Source organism: Kiloniella spongiae (assembly GCF_001026905.1).
GTDB lineage: Bacteria > Pseudomonadota > Alphaproteobacteria > Kiloniellales > Kiloniellaceae > Kiloniella > Kiloniella spongiae.
In genome coordinates this window covers 335246-349319 of the sequence record NZ_LAQL01000003.1, presented here as the reverse complement: position 1 = coordinate 349319, position 14074 = coordinate 335246, and the positions used below count along the sequence as shown (strand labels likewise).

Genomic DNA, 14074 nt, shown 5'->3' with positions numbered 1-14074 from the left:
GCGCGACAGTCGATTGCCTAATCAGGATCAATTCCACCATACACGCTAATGGCTTCTTCTCGCCCCCTGACCTTGTGCGTACCTTCATGACAATAGTAATCGCGCCAGCTTTTAAGTCCCTCGGTTTCAGCTTGCTTGAGAACATCTTCACTGACCAGAACCCGTTTGTCGAACTTGCGGCACAGTTCCTGAAGCCGGCTCGTTGTGTTGACTGTATCGCCAATCACCGTGAAACTCATGGACTCTCGAACACCGATGTCCCCCAAGACCACTTCACCGTAATGAACCGAGATATCAGCGACAATTTTTTGGCGACCTTGTTCAATACGTTTCTGATTCCAGCGGTCCAGCTCTTCCGTCATGTCATAAGAACATTTCAGGGCATTGACCGCATCTTTGTTTCCTGCTTCAGGCATCCCAAAGATTGCCAGTAATGAGTCCCCCGCGAAATGTTCTATCGAACCGTTATAAGAAAAAATTACTTTGGCCATTCTGCTATAGAAAGATTGCAAAATAGCCACTACGCGTTCTGGGTCCAGCTTTTCTGCAATGGTTGTAGAACCCTGAATATCAATAAACAACACCGCCACATTCTGACGGCGCATCTGTCCCAACGGATTATCATGATCAGATAGATGCTCTGCAGTTTGCGGTGAAAAATATCGGGCGAGATTGATCCGCTTTCGATTTGCCTCAGCTGTATCCTGCCGGGCTTGTATCAACTTGTTCTCTGTTTCAACGCGCTTTGTGATATCGCGCTGTACGGCGACACAACAATTTGCCTTCCCATCCTGCCCAAAGGATCCTTTTCGTTCTGGAACGAGGGAAATACACCATTCCATCATGAACTCAGACCCATTCTTGCGATAGTTGATGGTCTGGCCTTGCCAGATCTCACCCGCGGCAAGGACTTCTCTCATATTATCAAAAATGCGATGGTCCGTTTTCTCGCCCTGTAAAATCCTAGGGGATTTGCCCAGAATTTCGGCACGAGACCAGCCTGTCATTTTTTCAAAAGACTGATTTACATAAATAATTTTTGGTCCGGGAGTATCCAAATTGCAATCGGTAACAAGAATACTGTCCGTGGCGTATTCAAGAACGTCATCAGCATTAAACTCTGCCGTTACAGACTCTGTCATTCACCTCACCTATTGGGAGAACTGGAATACCTATGCGCGTAACTCAGTGAGAAAAGAATATTTTCTTTTATAATAGATATCAATTTAGTCTATTGTCATGATCCTGTCTTAAAAAAATTAAATCCTTTCACCTATATGCCAGATGCCTCTTGTCATTGACGACATAATTTTTTGAGAAATAATCATGCCTGAATCATTCGATACACTTAACAACCCCATTGGTGCAGTTACCTATACGCCTGTTAATGCAACTGATAATATCGCTAGAAACCCAAACGGTACTCTACTTGCCCACTGGGCATTCAGTGCTCAGGAAGGCATTGATGTTGTTTGCAAGGGTATTGCTGTTCCATATGTTACTGAGAAGCACGATGCCGGGGACGACGCCCCTGAAAACGACCCCTTTATTGGGGATTATAAAATTACATATGCTGGCCCGGATGGACAAGAGAGCGATCCGTGGGATTTGGTAATCACACGGGAAGGCGAGATCTATCATGCAATCTGGTCAAAAAATGACGTCGCGCATTACCATGGCATTGGCTTTATTTCACAGGAAAATCTAATCTGTGGGTGGCGACCAGTCACATAATTACACTCGGTTACATACCCAATATGGGCAGTCAAACAAGGATTACTACACGATAGAGACAATTTGATAGCCGGGAAAAGCAAATGAGCAAAACCGAAAAAAAATCACCAAAAAATATTGTAGAAAATATTAATTGGCATTCATCCCAATTAACCCGTGAGACACCAATCACTGAAAGCTACAAACACACCCAGAATGTGAGACGCTTTATGAAATCGCAATGCGGGAGGATTTTAAATTCAACAGAACATTTATGAGTTGGATTAAAAACGGAGATCCTAAAACACTCGGAGATGTCGCCGATAAATGGTTACGCCAGAACTAAACACACACTAAGTCGGAACTAATTCAGATTACATCAAGAAAAGATGTCGCAGATCAATCCTTTCCCAAACTACGGTTCGTTCAGTTCAAGTTCCAGCAATCCCACTTTTTGGTTAATCAAGCTTTCTGGTTGGTTTTCTGTCGTGCCCTCTAAAGCCCGCGCTTAGCTTTGACCAAAACCTTGCCAGACGAATGCGTAGAGATAAGAACGGCACCAATGCCGCATTATCAGATGTCTCATCCCAGAACATTGCGTCCTCCCCGACTTTATTCTGAATAATTCATATTGCTTGTTTTAGTTTATTTAAAAACATTACGCCTGTTATGTGACTCTAATGTTGCACTTTTATGAATTCGCCTTCAATCAGGCAGGCAAAAAAGATAAAATTGTGCTATAGTAATCTTGTGTTTTTGATTGAATTCATCAAAAACATGCAAAAACAAATACTTGTTTCTCTGCTCTGAACAATTCTGAGAGACGATGTAGAAGAAGCTCAAAAACCCTAAGTTTTTTTTGTTAATCTTCTACTGACGACACTTAATACCTGGTTTTTATAATGTCTGGTTTTTATCAATCGGTGAAATCACAAAAAATTACGTCATAACAATTACACCATAATAAAATCAGTCGGACAGGAGGTTATCAAGATGTTTCCTTCAAGGTTAAATGCCTTTAAAGCATCTCTTTTTACGTTTATTTTGGCATATTCTGGTACTCCACAAACACATTGAGCACCCTGTTCACAAGGCTTGGAAAGACATTTGTTACTTTCGTGACTTCGGAAGATATCCAGAGCCTCTTTTTGTGCGGTTTCTTTCACTAACGTTTTCAGAGCGGTTTTATTTGTTGTTGCCTTGCAAGTATTTAATCTCACTCCCAAAGGGGTAGAGGTTTATAAGGGCTTAAAGGAGTTCAAATCGTGACCTACAGTGCAAAAAATCTTAGTGAAGCTTTGGGAAAAGAAATGGCACATGGCTACCGTGCGCGTAAAATTGCAAAGCTCGCGGGCAAAATCCACCATAATCATCGTAGTGAGCTTTCCCGCTATCTCGATTGCAAGTTGATGCAACTTACAGCGATGGAAGAAGGACCGGAATTCGAGTTTTCAGAAGGCGAAATGCAGCATCTTATATCTGAATTGCGAAGTCATTAAGCACTGCCTGAGTATCCTTGAGCAAATATCCAAGAGATTTTTCAAGTCACAAGGTAAAATAGCTCCCTAAACGGGCTTCGTGTGACCTAACTCGGGATGATTTATCCCAGTGTGTATTAATCAGGGTACATTAATCAGTATGAGTTGACCTATATGATCTTCCCACGCCGTTGATCTTTTCTGATCAAATCGACAAGGCTTTATCCAACTCAAGCTCTTTAAGGCGGTGCGACAGGGCATTTGTGCTAACATTCAAAGCTTCTGCTACAGCAGATAATGTTGGTTTTGCACCAAATGAACTTGATGGCGACAAAAGCACAAGTGCTGCTTCGATATCCTGTCTAGAAAGCTCTTTTGACTTGTCTTCTTTACAAGGTTTAATTTTTTGTTTTTTTAGATTTCCCGATTTGGTGTTTCGGGGTTTGGCACTTGCCATAACTTTAAGCGTTCGCTCTATGGACAAATCTCTCTCGTTATCAGCCAGAGCCGCAATAAAACCATGAAACATCTTTCCCAGCGGTGTGCCGGAATTCAACCCCTCGCATAACGATTGAAAATAAATCTCCCGTGATTGTAATTCCTGAAGAAAAGTTATCAAATCAACCGTGCGACGTCCAAGCCTATCCAACCGCCAGACCACAAGACTATCCCCCGCCCCAAGTTCGGCCAGAGCATCTTCTAACGCAGGACAGATGACCCGATTGGACGACAGAATTTCAGAAAACACCTTGTCACAGCCCTCGGCCTTCAGGGCTGCAATCTGCTGCTCTAAATTCTGCCCTTCCCCGGACGTCCGTGCATAACCGATTTTCATCTCGCCACTCATTAAACCCATACTGAACAGGATGAGTTTATATTATGAAACAGGCGTTTGAAACAAATTGAAATCGGCAGCTAAAAACGAACAGCATCACGCGTCTAGTTGCTATCTGTATTTTTGCCAAACCACATTCTACGGAGCGTAATATCGCGCTTGATAAAATGATGATAAAGGGCTGCACCAGCGTGCAAAACAAACAGAACGATTATTAGGCGTGCACCAATACCGTGCGGGATACGAGGTGGATACCGTGTGAAATCAGGTAAAACCCCACCTTCACCACCAAAAATCACAGATCCAGCGCCCGATAAGACAAACATTCCGATGCCGCTAAAGGCCATGCCAAAAATGAGAAGATAAAACAGAAGATGTACACCCTTTGCCAATTTCTCTTTCAAGCTCCGATCATTTCCAAGGGCAGCCGGTTTCGTATCAAAAAACCACCACCAGAAAACACGTAATAGTGTCAGCAAGAAGACCGTTATTCCAAGTGGCACATGGGCACTAAGGATCTCGGCTTTTATATCCAAATCAAGTGTGTTAGCTGCCTTAAAACCAGTCCCAACCAAAGCGAGAATTAATAGTGCCGATAACCAATGAATGGATACCGCAACAAGGCCGTAATTCGAATTGGTACTTTGAATAGACATACTCTCTCTCCTTAATCGGCACGGATTACTTTGTAGAGCGAAGGATTAGGAACAAGGCCTTCCAGTGGCTTAATTCCACTTTCGGTACCCAGTGCCTTGCTGGCTGCTTTGAATGCGTCAACACTCTCCCATTGTGCCACGTTAATAAGCATATATTTGGCATCAGGAAGGATTGATTGATGCAACGCCGTGGAAACATACCCCGGTTGACCGCGCATGAAATCAGCCGCTTTGTCCCAAAACTTTACAGCTTCGGCTTCTTTGCCAACTGGCACGATGAATGCGTTAATCAGTGTAACGTGTTCATCCTCTGTAACCGTCTCATTCATTGCGAGAATAATACGCAAACGGGACATAAACTGTTTTAGGTTAAGGGGCTTTGCCAGATCTTGCTGTCCAACATGAAAGTCACGCTCTGGAGAAAGCTTTTGTTCTTCCAGAGACAACGCCCCATCATTGTTACGATCCCAGGTTTTAAATATACTTTCCCGGGCAGTTTGATATTCAACGAGTTTATTTCGGCTTTTCGCTAACTCGTCCCATCCCATATCCCAGACAAGATACTCTTTAAGAGTAACGACACCATCATCGTTACTATCCATAGACAGCATGACAATATCTTGAAAAAGCTCAATTTCTCGTAAGGAAGCCCTGCCATCATGATTTGCGTCGACAGAATCAAACGTTGTTTGATTTAAATCCTCTAGCTCCTTATCAACAGCAAAAGCAGATGTAGAAACAAAGCTGGCAAAAATAATACTGACTAAAAATAGAGTTCTCATAACCTTTTCCTCTTTTCTTTAAGGATAATCAGGCAACACAATGACCGCCAACCGCGATTTTTTTGAATAGATGGGGCGCAGCAACTGCGCTGGCCGGATACTCTGCGATACGTCTTTGGAATTCAGGCTGGGTAAAGGCATTTCTGAAACTCTCAACGTCTTTCCAAATCGCATAATTTACAAAGGTCGAGCTACCGGCGATCCCCTTGTGCATTTGTGTAGAGATATACCCAGGCTGATCTTTCATAAAATCTGCATCATAAGACCATGCCTTTAACAAAGCGCTCTCATCCGCAGGATCAACGGTGAACACATTAATGAGTACAATCGGTCCTTCTTCTGATCCCATCTGATCAGCAAGGGTGACGATATTGTCGAGTTCTTTGAATTTTGCAGTCATTTGCTTCTCCAATTTATATAGCGTACTATGTTTATGTAACACTACATAGCATGCTATTCAAGTATAAAGATTCATTATGACAAATTGGAAAATGAAATCAGCGGGTTACTTGACCAATCATATGACGAGACTGTTCTTTCAGGGGTTGCGAGATGAAATCGCTCCGCTGGGAATTGCCCCTGCTCAATTCATGACTTTGCTGGAAGTGTGGAAAGCAGATGACCTGACCCAGAAAGATCTTGTCGAAAGATTAGATGTAGAACAGGCAACAATGGCGAATACGATCACCAGAATGGAACGTGACGGATTAATCGAACGCAGACCAATGCCCAGCGATAAAAGAGCGAAAGCAATTGTCGCTACTGAAAAAGCAAAGGCAATTCAAAAAGATGCAATCGACGCAGCTATGAGAGTTAACCGTTCATTTCTCGAAGTCCTAAGTCCTGACGAACAAACACAGTTACTTGACCTGATGCGCAGAATTGTCGAAAACAAGACACAGTCAAAGGGTTGAATTTCATTATGAAACAGAATTCTGAAGTGAAGTTTGTTTATTTGTGAAAATCAAATTATCCACCTAAACTACAGATAGCCTAGAACTTAGATATTGAGCCATTAAATCTATGAAAAAACTTCTTATCGCTCTCTTTATTCTCGCCTCAATCGCCAAAAACTCCGCACATGCCGTGGAGCTTGACGGAGCCAATGCTCCCCAATTTAAAGAGGCCATCAAGGCTTGGCTGGATGATGATGATAAAACCTCTCTTCCACTTCTCGCTGAACTGGCAAAAAACGGAAATGTCGCAGCACGATTAACACTATCAGGGATAGAGCGCATACAGGTTCAAAGCATTTCAAAATACTTCAAGTCTTTAAATCGTAAAGAACAAAGATCTCTGATGCGATCAGAAAAAGGCTTATCCGGAACTTCGTGGGAAAGAGTAGAGGCTGAAAAAGGCAATTCATTCGCAATAACCATGCGAAAAATTCAAGAGCCACTTGTACAAGAAAGCACTATCAGAGAATTAATAAATATTGGCGAACATGAAGCCGCCTCAAAAGCGATCTCACGTATGCCAGGATATGGTACAACAAAAGAAATAATATCTCTGGCAAATGATAATCTCGTATCTTACGAAAGACGACACTTAATCTGGCAATCAGCAGTTTTGACGTCTGATAAGAAATATATAAACGAAGCCAAACAAGAACTCAAAAGAGGAAACCCACTTGCTTTAATGAGCGTGCCGTACAAAACAAAAGACCAACGTTTTGAACAACTAAGGAAAGCTATATATCACGGATATTTTGTTTCACCTTTTATTAAACAAAAACAAGCAAAAGAGTTAAAAAACTGGACAATGGCAACCCCAGTTTTCAGACCTATTAAATCTCTATGTCGTGCAGAATGTCCATCCCAATACAAATCTTGTACGATTATGGCGAATCAATTAATCAGCAGTTACGATGTCATTGCGGGCCATGATACACCTTTAGAATCTGTTATTTCGCAAAATACGTATTTAAAGAGTAAACGCTCAAGAAACACTTTATTACGCTACATCCTACAACGCAGAATATATAAAGATCTAGAAGGTAATGTTCTTTATAACTCACACCATCAACCAACATCACCGGAAGATATTCGTGCCGCCAGTAGTTGTTTAGCAGATAAACTTACCGCGCTAGAACATTAAACCATGACAGAATTAACATTGATCAGGCACGGACAGGCTCACTCCAGTGCGAGGGATGAAAAGAGCTATGATGCGCTAAGTGAACTGGGATATGCCCAAGCCAGATGTTTAGGATACTTTATAAGCCAATCCCACCAATTTGATCGCATCATCTCAGGCACTATGAACAGGCAAATTGAGACAGCAAAATCACTGGCATTATCTAGTATTCCCCACCATATCGATAAAAGATTGAACGAATTTGATTTTTTCGGGATCGCCAAACATCTGGAAGACAAACATGGCTTAGTCAAACCCGACACTGATATTGCCTTCCAAGCTTATATTCCCGTTTTACTCACAAAGTGGAAAAATAATAGTATCAGCAGCAATGTAGAATCTTATGTCGATTTTCGTACTCGTATATTGGAAGCCCTAAAAGAAATAGCCGAACAATCTGACAGTGCTTTAATAGTAACATCAACAGGCGTCATTTCTACACTAACTGCCGTCGCTTTGAATTTAGATATCGAGGCAAAAAGCAAAATATTCTTAAACGTATCTCACACATCTATGCACAAATTTTCATTTCGTAACAATGAATTACATCTGCATCAATTTGGGGCAACACCCCATCTTGACGTGCATGACACACTTCGAGAAAAAACCTATGCTTAATTTTGATGCAAAAATTAAATTCTTAACGGCATCAGAAGGAGGACGCGGATATCATGAAGGGAAAGATGCTCCTTTGGCATCAGGGGCTTGGCAACATGTAAGTCTCAGTTGTGGCATTAACGGATGCAAAGTGCATTCTCTAGAAGGGTACACCGAATATAAACCGGGAAAGACATATCTTGTGAATATGGATTTCTATTGCGTTAAACACGATCATGCACCTGAAATAACAGAAGGGCGCCATTTCTTTATCCAGGAGGCATCCCGTGTTACCGGGTCGGGCGTTGTAACCAAGGTTAATGATTGAGCACAGAATTAAGAGACTTAAATGATTAACGTACGTAAGCGTATAAAATTATGGTTGTTTTTGTGGGTGCTTTTTACATCTTCGTTTCTTCTTTCTGGCTATGCACAAGCTAGAGATGTAGATCAAATAGGCTATCCTGACCTTGAATATAATACACTAGAGAGCTTCTATGAAAGATATCGAAACGATGAACGTTATAAACTCTTAAGACAGTATTATTTGACAATCTATAACAGTGTTCGTTCTGTCGGGCTGTCCCCAAAAGAGATTTCTTTACCCAGGCCTACTTTAATTAAAGTTAGTGATAGTCACAAAGGCATCATCTTGCCTCTCATACAAGTCACTCAACGTGAAAAGCAGCGACACATCATCTTGAATATCACACAGGCACGGACTCTTGCTGAGGCATGGCATCAAAAGTTTCCACAAGGACCGTCAGAAGTGCTTGGCACTTATGTGATAAATGCTAAAGAGTTCGGAGAAATGGCTTATGGTTACGATAGATTATTCGCAGTTAAGCCTGATTTGGCAAAAGCTGAAACTGATAAATTCAGGAATAATATACCAAAGCATTTAGTGTTCGTGTCTAAGTTAGTTGGGCCAACCACTCGAAACGAGATAATGCCTCCGACTGTTTTAGCTAGATATCGTATTGAGAAGTGTGTTGGGAACACACTTCCTTTTTTGGATCTTTTTCTCAAGGATGCCTTTAATGCATTTTTGAAAAATCAGATTCAACAAGACCCAGAACCTACTTTAATCAAGTTTATTCCAGAGTGCGTAAAACAATAAATACTTCACCCCGGGTTTTCCATAATCAGGACGAGCATTGCCTTATCTGACAGGGCTTCGTAGGAGTGCTTTACATCCGCAGGATAGCGGAAATAATCGCCTTCGGACAGTTCCTGTAAATTGTCCTCGGGGCCAAGGCGGACCTTTCCACGGCAGATAAAGGCATGTTCTACTGTGCTTTGTGTATGGGCCGCAGCCTCTCTTACCGATCCGCTTTTAAGATAAACCCGATAAAAATCCCGTCGGCAAGATTTGGGGCAATCGGCCAACAAGGTAGAAGAAAGCCCGGATAGATCAGACGACAATTGATCTTCTTCATCGGCCCTGATAATTCTGAAATCTGATTTTGGTGTCTCGAACAGAAAGCTCAGCGGTATATTCAACGCAGAAGCGATAGCCCATAGAGTTTCAAGGCTGGGATTTCCTTGCCCTCCTTCCAGCTGAGACAGGGTTGATTTAGCAACACCCGCCTGAGAAGCCAAGGCAGACAAGCTCATCTTGGCACGTGTACGTTCTCGTTGTATCGCCTGCGCAATTAGAGATACCGGGGTCATGCTTTACCTTTGCTCCCTCAATTTTGTTCCGTATAAAAAACAAACGTTCTATTTGACGAACGACATATTATTGTTCATTATACAGAACAATATTCTTGTTTAACGAACAAAAGTCAAGGTTTTCGACCTTTATCCCGACCAAGCTATTTGGAGCATCCGTGATCAAGCGCGAGAACAGTTACAATAAATCAGGCCAATAAACTTTGATCAGTGAATTTGGCTTTTGTTAAGAGGAAGTCATATGAGTGATAAAACATATGCGTCAGAGGTCATGGTTCCCCCCGATGAAACACAGGAAACAAACCCAGAAAAGAAACCAGAAAAAAAATCAGAAACACACCTTGAAATAAGCATGGCATCGGACATAAAGGATGGCATCAAAGATGTCTCTCCCATTCTGTTTGCCATTGTTCCCTTTGCCGCCGTTTTTGGTGCGGTCGCCATTGAAAGCGGATTGAGTTTTGGGGAAACTATGCTGACCTCGTTGTCAATCTATGCCGCGGCCAGTCAATACGTCATGATAGATCTGATGGGTCAAAATGTGCCCGTCTGGTCCATTGTTCTAGCGGTCTTCGCCGTAAATTTCAGACACGTACTCTACTCGGCATCAATCGGGCGAACAATGGGGGCTTTTTCAACGCTTCAAAAGGCATTGGCTTTTTTCCTGCTGGTTGATCCCCAATTTGCCTCTTCTGAATCTCGCGCCGCAAAATCGGGCCTTAGACCTGCTTATTATTTTGCCTATGCAGCGATGATTTATTCCACATGGATCGCGGCCAATTGCGTTGGCGCACTGTTTGGTTCGCTGATTGACTCACCCGCAACCTATGGGCTGGATTTCATCTTGCCCCTTTATTTTACAGGCCTTGTCGCAGGCTTTCACAAACGCCCGAACTTCGTCCCCGTTCTTGCCATTAGTGCAAGTGTCTCATTACTTGCATGGTTCACGATCGGAAGCCCCTGGCATATTACTCTTGGCGGCATCGCCGGATTAATAACCGCAGCAGCGTTAAGCAAACCAGTTAAACACAAGATGGAAGAGGAAACAGCAAATGCATGATACTACGATTTTCTTAATCCTGGCCTGTGCCCTTGCTACCTATGCGACCCGAACAGGTGGTCACTTGGTCCTTTCACGCTTTGGTACCACACATCACCGTCTTGAAGCCGCACTAGAGGCCGTACCTACTGCTGTTTTGGCCGCACTGGTTGCACCATCAATGGTTATCAACGGTCCTGCCGAAGCTATTGCCATTGCTCTCGCGGGCCTCATCGCCCTGCGATATTCACTGGTGCTTAGCGTCCTGTCAGGTATCGTCTGTCTAATAGTGTTACGGGGTGTCCTGATTTAGGCATAGGCAACCATCTGGCCATCTTCGATTTTTATTCGGCAGGTTACAGGGAGGCTGAACTTTACAGTTGTTCCCTCACCCAATTGACTTTCGATGATGAAGCCCCCCTCGTGCAAATCGATCAAAGCGGCTGAAATCGCAAGACCCAAACCTGTTCCTTCGTGGCTGCGTGTGATCTGTCCATTGGCTTGCTGAAAGGGCTTTAATACTCCGGATAAATCTTTTTCAGCAATACCAATCCCTGTATCCCTAACTTCAAAACAGATATCTCCTGTCTCTTCTTCAAGAATACTAAATTGCATCTCTCCGCCTTCTTTGTTGAATTTCACTGCATTGGACAAAAGGTTGCGTAGAACCTGTTTAAGTTTTTTTGCATCAGCATTTAAGTAAATATCATCTTGCAGATCCGCAGGTATAAACCTGATATCTTTCTTTCGGACCTCTTTTTCAAAGGTACCCGTCATTTCCTTGTTACAGAACGTAATCAGGGATTTCACATCAAAAGCATCTTCACTTAATTCCATCGCATCGGCTTCTATGCGCGAAAGATCCAGGATATCGTTCAGGATTTCCAAGAGCCGATTACCGGACTGGTAAATATCCTGCGCAAAATCAGCGTAGTGTTTATCCTCATCCTTTTGCAGAGCCGTCTGAATGATTACTTCGGAAAATCCATTGATCGCATTCAAAGGGGTACGTAACTCATGGCTCATATTCGTTAGAAATTGCGATTTTGCTTTGTTAGCTTCTTCCGCAACAATCTGTGCTTTTTCGGCCTGCATCTTGGCTTCACGCAACTTCTTTTCAGCAATATAACTTATCGATATATCACGTCCTGTCCCTCGATAGCCGGCAAAGCTGCCGTCATTGTTATAGTACGGGTTTGCGGAAAGCGATTGATAGTGTTGGCGATCTTCCTTGCAGATATAGCTAAATTCCATATCGCGGAAACAGCCTTGTTGGGTCATAACCACCAGATAGTCATCGAGGTTTTCAACACGGATACGGTCATGTTTCAGCGCGGTCCAGTTTTTTCCAACCATGTCTTTGGTTGAAACACCTGGAATATCCGGAAAACCATCAGACACCATCGTAATGTTTAAATCCTGATCCGTTTCCCAAAACCAGTCCGATGCCGAGTTGGCAAAATCGGTAAAGCGCTGTTCGTTCATTGCCCGTTCTGCCACGCGAAGATCAGAAACCCGAGACAGAAGAACATTCAGAGCCGTAACCATTTCCCCGAATTCATTTTTAATCTGGGATCCTGACATCGCAACACGATCCGTATTCCCCGGATCTTCTTGCGCCCTGACAAGATGGCTTCGTAATTCCAAAAGCGGGTTAAGAACCATACGACCAAGGAAAACAAGGGCTACAACAGATATTGATATAGAAAGAAGAAGAACCAATCCGATTATACGCCACGTAAAGGCAGTCAGCTCAGCCGCTATCCAGCTCGCATCCAGACGGCTTATCACAACAAACGGTAATCCGGTTTCTTGCGGTAACCACACTGTATCATAGCGGGTTTCATCACTGTTCAAGCGGGCCCTTTCCTGATTTTGCATATAATCGGTTAAGCTCAATTCCGGTATTTCACCGAATGAACCAATCTTTTCACCACCTTCATCATAAAGAGTGCCGCCTTTGAAACGCGTAATTCGGGAAATTTTCTCACCCGTGATCAGGGGATTTTCCTGTTCAGCACCACCTGTTCCCAGAATGGATCGCACGTGATTCTGAAAACCGGTAATAACCGCCGTTTGTCCTGTGTCAGCCAAACGGGCGAGGAGATCACGTTTAAAATTATTATAGGAAGGAACCAGAATAACTGCTTCAACGATCAGAATGCTCATAAAAATGGTAATCGCAATTCTTGTCGTCAGCTTGCTCCGGCTAAGTGCCAGAAAGCCGTTCGTTACGCTAGTTTTTTTCACGGCAGGTGCCTGTTCCGCCTTACTCATTATTCGGCCTTATTTCTTTTATCTATATTTTGCGTACCTTTGACAAATCACCCTCACCATAAAACCTCCGTTGCACTGATGGGGCATGACATGTCACAGGACGTAGATTCAGTATGGTTGGCGACACACTGATGCGAGGCATTTAATATAGGGATTAATGATTAATCTTTCCCCTGTCACACGATCACTCTTTTGTGACTGTTAAAGGCTATACCAGTGTTGATTTTCCAAAGCCTTGATCAACACAGACTTTCAAGGCACAAAGCGAAGACCAAATGAAAAAAGCAAAGAAACAGGCATCACAGATAATTTCACCCACAGCCCAATAAGGTTCTATTGTCTATGAACATTAAAGAATACAGGGATCCCCATCCGAACCCTTGGCTTGGGGATGGGATTTTGAACGGGGTTCTAAACGGGGTCACCGAGCTTCTCTCCACCGCTACCTATAGCCCTGAGAACTTGATCATCGCAACAGAAGAAAAACTCAAGGTGATGCGCAAAATTATGGATAAAGACAAAACCTTGTGGGGACGGCTGCAAAATAAATTTAACGGTGAAAAACCGGATCGCATTCTGGTTGACGGCGGCATGTTGGTTCAACTGTTTGAATTATCAAAACAGAAATCGCCTTATACAATTACTCCAAGCCACCAATACACAATTCCCTATTCTGACCTCTATGAACTCTATAGAAAACTCCTACTGGTTCTTGCGCCGGAAAAGGCCATAAGACTTGGTATAAAAGGTTAAAACCGAATTCTCAGATCAATTTTTTAGTCAAACAAAACAATTCTGTAATAATGCCGGGCTATTGTCCGAAGTGATATAGGCAGTGATAGATCCCTGATGTTGGCGTAAATAATGCCATCATTAATCAGACAAGA

At 42.9% G+C, this 14074-nt stretch carries 18 protein-coding genes and 1 pseudogene; 11 read left to right on the top strand and 8 right to left on the bottom strand.

Translation table 11 applies throughout. From position 1 onward, the window contains the following. Positions 1-17: 17 nt before the first annotated feature. Positions 18-1142 (bottom strand): adenylate/guanylate cyclase domain-containing protein, encoded by a 1125-nt coding sequence (locus WH96_RS21180; RefSeq protein WP_053005719.1) that lies wholly within the window; start codon positions 1140-1142, stop codon positions 18-20. A gap of 184 nt (positions 1143-1326) precedes the next feature. Here WH96_RS21180 and WH96_RS05570 point away from each other — a divergent pair, with 184 nt between their 5' ends. Together WH96_RS05570 and WH96_RS21725 are read left to right on the top strand one after the other, a co-directional pair. Further along, complete coding sequence (locus WH96_RS05570) at positions 1327-1734, top strand: hypothetical protein (RefSeq protein ID WP_047763101.1); 408 nt, start codon at positions 1327-1329, stop codon at positions 1732-1734. 83 nt (positions 1735-1817) lie between these two features. Beyond that, positions 1818-2059: pseudogene (locus WH96_RS21725) on the top strand (DUF6434 domain-containing protein). Between the two features lie 112 nt (positions 2060-2171). Here the strand turns inward: WH96_RS21725 and WH96_RS21905 are convergent. After that, positions 2172-2309 (bottom strand): hypothetical protein, encoded by a 138-nt coding sequence (locus tag WH96_RS21905; RefSeq protein WP_156176706.1) that lies wholly within the window; start codon positions 2307-2309, stop codon positions 2172-2174. Positions 2310-2978: 669 nt separating this feature from the next. On the opposite strand from WH96_RS21905, the gene WH96_RS05560 reads away from it, so the two are divergent. Then, positions 2979-3212: a hypothetical protein gene (locus tag WH96_RS05560; protein ID WP_047763099.1), complete on the top strand. Its 234-nt coding sequence runs from the start codon at positions 2979-2981 to the stop codon at positions 3210-3212. 184 nt (positions 3213-3396) lie between these two features. On the opposite strand, the gene WH96_RS05555 is transcribed toward WH96_RS05560, so the two are convergent. From WH96_RS05555 to WH96_RS05540, 4 genes are all read right to left on the bottom strand, one after another. Further along, the gene (locus WH96_RS05555) at positions 3397-4026 is read right to left on the bottom strand and encodes a recombinase family protein (RefSeq protein ID WP_162200124.1); all 630 of its coding nucleotides are present in this window, start codon (positions 4024-4026) and stop codon (positions 3397-3399) included. A 104-nt stretch (positions 4027-4130) separates the two neighbouring features. Beyond that, positions 4131-4682 carry a cytochrome b gene (locus tag WH96_RS05550; protein WP_204248131.1) on the bottom strand — a complete coding sequence of 184 codons (552 nt, stop codon included), beginning with the start codon at positions 4680-4682 and terminating at the stop codon, positions 4131-4133. Between the two features lie 11 nt (positions 4683-4693). Beyond that, entirely contained in the window at positions 4694-5464 is a 771-nt protein-coding gene (locus tag WH96_RS22310) for an antibiotic biosynthesis monooxygenase (RefSeq protein WP_156176705.1), read from the bottom strand. 28 nt (positions 5465-5492) lie between these two features. Next, positions 5493-5864, bottom strand: coding sequence for an antibiotic biosynthesis monooxygenase family protein (locus tag WH96_RS05540; RefSeq protein WP_047763098.1), 372 nt, complete (start codon positions 5862-5864; stop codon positions 5493-5495). 76 nt (positions 5865-5940) lie between these two features. Here WH96_RS05540 and WH96_RS05535 point away from each other — a divergent pair, with 76 nt between their 5' ends. The 5 genes from WH96_RS05535 (at position 5941) to WH96_RS05515 (ending at position 9317) form a co-directional block, all read left to right on the top strand. Further along, positions 5941-6378, top strand: a complete 438-nt coding sequence (locus WH96_RS05535; RefSeq protein ID WP_047763097.1) for a MarR family winged helix-turn-helix transcriptional regulator — start codon at positions 5941-5943, stop codon at positions 6376-6378. 109 nt (positions 6379-6487) lie between these two features. After that, positions 6488-7561, top strand: a complete 1074-nt coding sequence (locus WH96_RS05530) for a hypothetical protein (protein WP_047763096.1) — start codon at positions 6488-6490, stop codon at positions 7559-7561. Between the two features lie 3 nt (positions 7562-7564). Beyond that, the gene (locus WH96_RS05525) at positions 7565-8218 is read left to right on the top strand and encodes a histidine phosphatase family protein (RefSeq protein WP_047763095.1); all 654 of its coding nucleotides are present in this window, start codon (positions 7565-7567) and stop codon (positions 8216-8218) included. Further along, positions 8211-8525 (top strand): hypothetical protein, encoded by a 315-nt coding sequence (locus tag WH96_RS05520; protein ID WP_047763094.1) that lies wholly within the window; start codon positions 8211-8213, stop codon positions 8523-8525. The genes WH96_RS05525 and WH96_RS05520 overlap by 8 nt, the downstream gene beginning before the upstream one ends. Before the next feature lie 21 nt (positions 8526-8546). After that, positions 8547-9317, top strand: coding sequence for a hypothetical protein (locus WH96_RS05515; protein ID WP_047763093.1), 771 nt, complete (start codon positions 8547-8549; stop codon positions 9315-9317). Positions 9318-9322: 5 nt separating this feature from the next. Here WH96_RS05515 and WH96_RS05510 read toward each other — a convergent pair whose 3' ends face one another. Then, entirely contained in the window at positions 9323-9871 is a 549-nt protein-coding gene (locus WH96_RS05510) for a helix-turn-helix domain-containing protein (RefSeq protein ID WP_047763092.1), read from the bottom strand. Between the two features lie 241 nt (positions 9872-10112). Here WH96_RS05510 and WH96_RS05505 point away from each other — a divergent pair, with 241 nt between their 5' ends. After that, complete coding sequence (locus WH96_RS05505) at positions 10113-10931, top strand: AzlC family ABC transporter permease (RefSeq protein ID WP_204248130.1); 819 nt, start codon at positions 10113-10115, stop codon at positions 10929-10931. Continuing rightward, the gene (locus tag WH96_RS05500; protein WP_047763091.1) at positions 10924-11223 is read left to right on the top strand and encodes an AzlD family protein; all 300 of its coding nucleotides are present in this window, start codon (positions 10924-10926) and stop codon (positions 11221-11223) included. Before WH96_RS05505 ends, WH96_RS05500 begins: the two co-directional genes overlap by 8 nt. Here WH96_RS05500 and WH96_RS05495 read toward each other — a convergent pair. Further along, positions 11220-13187, bottom strand: coding sequence for a PAS domain-containing sensor histidine kinase (locus tag WH96_RS05495; protein ID WP_047763090.1), 1968 nt, complete (start codon positions 13185-13187; stop codon positions 11220-11222). The two genes, WH96_RS05500 and WH96_RS05495, sit on opposite strands and share 4 nt — an antisense overlap. A 342-nt stretch (positions 13188-13529) precedes the next feature. Between WH96_RS05495 and WH96_RS05490 the strand changes: the two genes are divergently transcribed. Continuing rightward, entirely contained in the window at positions 13530-13940 is a 411-nt protein-coding gene (locus WH96_RS05490) for a hypothetical protein (RefSeq protein WP_047763089.1), read from the top strand. Positions 13941-14074 lie beyond the last annotated feature (134 nt).